The sequence below is a fragment of the Bacteroidales bacterium genome (genome assembly GCA_018334875.1).
In the GTDB taxonomy this organism is placed as follows: domain Bacteria; phylum Bacteroidota; class Bacteroidia; order Bacteroidales; family UBA12077; genus JAGXLC01.
The window spans coordinates 2,823-6,392 of sequence record JAGXLC010000238.1 but is presented as its reverse complement, the minus strand read 5'-3'; the positions used below and the strand labels follow the sequence as shown (position 1 = coordinate 6,392).

Here is a 3,570-nt window from a genome sequence, read left to right as displayed (position 1 = left end):
TCATAATATTGTAAAGCCTCTTGCATGTGCTCTTCCATGTTCTGTATTCTATTCTCGGGGTTCGGGTGGGTAGAAAGGAACTCCGGTGGCCCCGACCCTCCTTCGGCCTGCATTCTTTTCCAGAACTCCGGTGCACCCCTCGGATCATAATTGGCCATCGCCATAAAATACAAACCCAGTTCATCTGCTTCTCTCTCATGCGTTCTGCTATACGGAAGAAGAATTCCTAACTGCGAGCCTACGCCAAATGCAGCCATTGCCAGTTGTCTTGTTTTTTCTTCTTCTTCCTTAAGCGCTTCTGATAATACCATACCGCCCAATTGTACCGTCAGTTGCTGCGACATTCGCTCGTTGCCATGCCTGGCAACCGCGTGGGCTATTTCATGAGCCATCACAACGGCTACTCCATTATCATCCTTGCATATAGGCATAATGCCTTCGTAGAAGGCAATTTTTCCGCCGGGCATGCACCAGGCATTCTTTTCTTCCGATTCAAGCACATTGAATTCCCATTTGTAGTTCTTTAATAGTTGCTGCCGTCCCTGGTTCCTGAAATATTCCTCTACTGCCGAAGTGATTCGCTCACCTACCCTTTTTACCTGATCGTTGTATTGTTGATTCCCGGAAGGCTCATTTTCCCGCAAAACCTGTGCATAATTATCTTCCGCCAGGGATATCATCTGGGCCGAAGGTATTGCCGTGAATTGTTTTCTTCCTGAAAAAGGTACGGTTCCACAGGAAATAATGACGAAAATCAGTATCAGATTGATGTACTTTAGTTTGTTCATGGGTTGTTGATTAAAAAGTTATTATAAAATTGCATTTTTATATGATTAGAAACCAAATGCCCCTGCCATAAGGACAAAAATAAACAGTTTTATTCGCTTTTGATTTTTTTCCAGACATAAAACTTAACAAACTGTTGACTCTTTATGTTGAGTAAGGTTATAACGAATGATACTGTTGAATCTTATATGCTGTTCGTCAAATAAAAAACCTTGCCATTTTATAGCATTTTTAATATTTTTATCGGGTCGTTGGATGAGATACCATTTCATTAAATCACCATATAACCTGAAGCTCATGACAGAAAATACAGCAGAAAGATTTTCAAGATCAAGTTAAAAGAATGGATACAATCCGATGCCATATCCCAGGGGGTAGGTAAGGTGATAAAGGAAATGCAGGCCGCGGTAATCGGGGCTGTAGTTGTATCTTCTTCCGCTGTATCCTCGGGTTCAAAATGATTATAAATCCAAACAAATAATTATGAAACACATTGGAATTCTTATGCTTTTCATTGCCCTGACGGTGATTGGCTGTAAACAGGGCGCGGAGATCAAAAAAGAACCCTGGGTTGATAAGCCATTAAATCAATGGCCAAGTTTCGCACTAACCAATGAGATCGGTTTTGATGATACCACCTTCACCAATCTGGCTAACGCCTTCTTAATAGATACGGGAGCAGACACGTTAGGAGCCAGTTGCAAGCATATATTTATGGTATTCCGCAACCATGAAGGACTAAGGTTCATCTCTCTGGGAGAAAATTTTGATCACTGGAAATTGTATCCCAAAAACAATCCCGAAAGATTTGTTCAGATTAAAATGCTTATTAATGAAAACAAAGAAGAACCCGTTGGACAGTTTAATACCTTGAAGAACAGGGATTGGATTATATTTGATTTACAGGGAAAACCAGAGAATTTATATCCCTTAAAGATCAGGTATACCCCTCTTGAAAAAGGTGAGGTTGTTTATGCCCTTGGCTGGGGGGCATTGCAAGAAGATAATACACATCCTGTAAAAACAACATTTCAATGTTTTCGGTCGCTCGGCAATTATTATTATGCCAAATCACTGACAAAAAATGTAAAACCCGATGGCAGGAGTGGTTCCCCGGTGATCGATAAAAACGGATACCTCGTCGGAATTACTTCGGGCGCAGAAGGGAAACTTACAGTGATCGGAAGCATTCAATACCTGAAGCACTTGTTCGACAGCCATCAGGTTGATTATAAGATGCCCGGGACTAAATAGTTTTAGAAATATGGCATTGGCAGTTTGTGCATACCCGGTATTGAACGATCGAGGCTACACGGCCATTCAAAGGGGGCAGAAAAAATTGATTTTGAAATAATAATGTGCTATGGTAAATGAGCATGATTTCTAAATTACCGGAACCATGGAGAAACTGACAATAGTAGATTATCCAAACAACATATCTGACCGATCTGGAAGAAATAGAACTTATATAAACATTTTAGTAAATGTCTTATATACCATTAGAAATCTTGAAGTTTTTCCCGTATGGCCCCAATAACCTGCCAAACGGGTTGCCTTCGTCAGAAGGCCAATAGCGATAGCATCAGGTTATCCGGGCTCTGCCGGCGCCTCGTCAGAGCGCGCGATAGATTATTCATGGTACGAAGCCGAAACCTTCGTGAAACCAAACCACTCAATATTCCGTTGAAAATTTCCCATTTGGCAGTCAGCAATTTTTTGTCAAATATTTTGTGTTTCTATTCTGGATGGCTACTTTTATGAGAGAAAAAGATGAACCGACTGGTATTTTAAAACAGAAAATTGTACCGGCCGAAATAAAGAAGTAATTATTAAATCAGGATAAATTGGAACAAAAAGAAAAACAGCAGCTAAAGGAACGTTTTGGAACAATCCCAAACGAAACAGGCTTAAAGCTAAGGACAAGAATTCATCAGGGCTGGTGGAGAATGAATGTTTTGAATGAAAAACCGGGCGAGCATCCCAAAGACAAAAAAAATAATGTATGCAGTACCATCTCTGGCGGAATGAATAGCAAGAAGAATTTTCTCACTGCCAATACTGTCCGTGCGGCTGAGAAAACAATTGCAGAAAGGCAGGAGCTGGATTCTGGTTTAATGGAACAAGACAGACTTTATAACAACCTACTGTCAAGCCAGCCGCTTTGCTTTAACTTTTTTGGGGAGTTAATGATGGATACAGATTTCGGTCTGACAGTGCTTCAAAATTGGTGGCCTGAACTGACAAAACTGAAGAGGGTTGTTTTTGAATATGCTCCGGAGGAGCGTTTCACAGATGATAACTCCGCTTTTGACATTGCTTTTGATGTAAAAAGTGGAGACAAAACAGGTCTTATCGGTCTTGAATGCAAATATACGGATACCTTTTCAACAACTGAATATGACAAGCCGGCTTATCGTGAGATCTTTAAAAAATCACGCTCCTTTGCCGCCAGGTATGAGGAGTTGAAAGTTAACAAATACAATCAGCTTTTTCGCAATCAGCTCATAGCAGATGCATTAATACAAAACAAAAAGTATGATTTTGTAAAAACCGGGCTGTTTTGCTACCAACAAGACGAAAGCGCAATTAAGACAGCCAAAGAATTACAAAATATGTTATCCAACCCGGATAGCTTTACGATAATTACTTACAGCGATTTTATTGTGGCTGTTCAACGTCTTGATCTTGATTGGCAAAAAAGAGAATGGACCATGCTTTTATGGGCAAGATACTGTGCGACAGACTTAAGTAAAGCTTTATATGAACAGCTTGAAGAATAAAAAA

Annotated in this window: 3 protein-coding genes; 2 read left to right on the top strand and 1 reads right to left on the bottom strand. The window is 40.3% G+C overall.

Going from position 1 to position 3,570, the window contains the following annotated elements:
- On the bottom strand, positions 1-788 hold a 788-nt coding region (locus KGY70_15245), incomplete at its 3' end, for a M48 family metallopeptidase (protein ID MBS3776550.1).
- Positions 789-1,269: 481 nt separating this feature from the next.
- On the opposite strand from KGY70_15245, the gene KGY70_15240 reads away from it, so the two are divergent.
- Both KGY70_15240 and KGY70_15235 read left to right on the top strand, forming a co-directional pair.
- The gene (locus tag KGY70_15240) at positions 1,270-2,040 is read left to right on the top strand and encodes a trypsin-like serine protease (GenBank protein MBS3776549.1); all 771 of its coding nucleotides are present in this window, start codon (positions 1,270-1,272) and stop codon (positions 2,038-2,040) included.
- A gap of 590 nt (positions 2,041-2,630) precedes the next feature.
- A complete protein-coding gene (locus KGY70_15235; protein MBS3776548.1) occupies positions 2,631-3,566 on the top strand; it encodes a hypothetical protein in 936 nt (311 codons plus the stop codon).
- Positions 3,567-3,570 lie beyond the last annotated feature (4 nt).

Excerpts from the sequence above, each read along its gene's own strand:
- KGY70_15240 (MBS3776549.1), top strand. The coding sequence starts at position 1,270 with ATGAAACACATTGGAATTCTTATGCTTTTCATTGCCCTGACGGTGATT.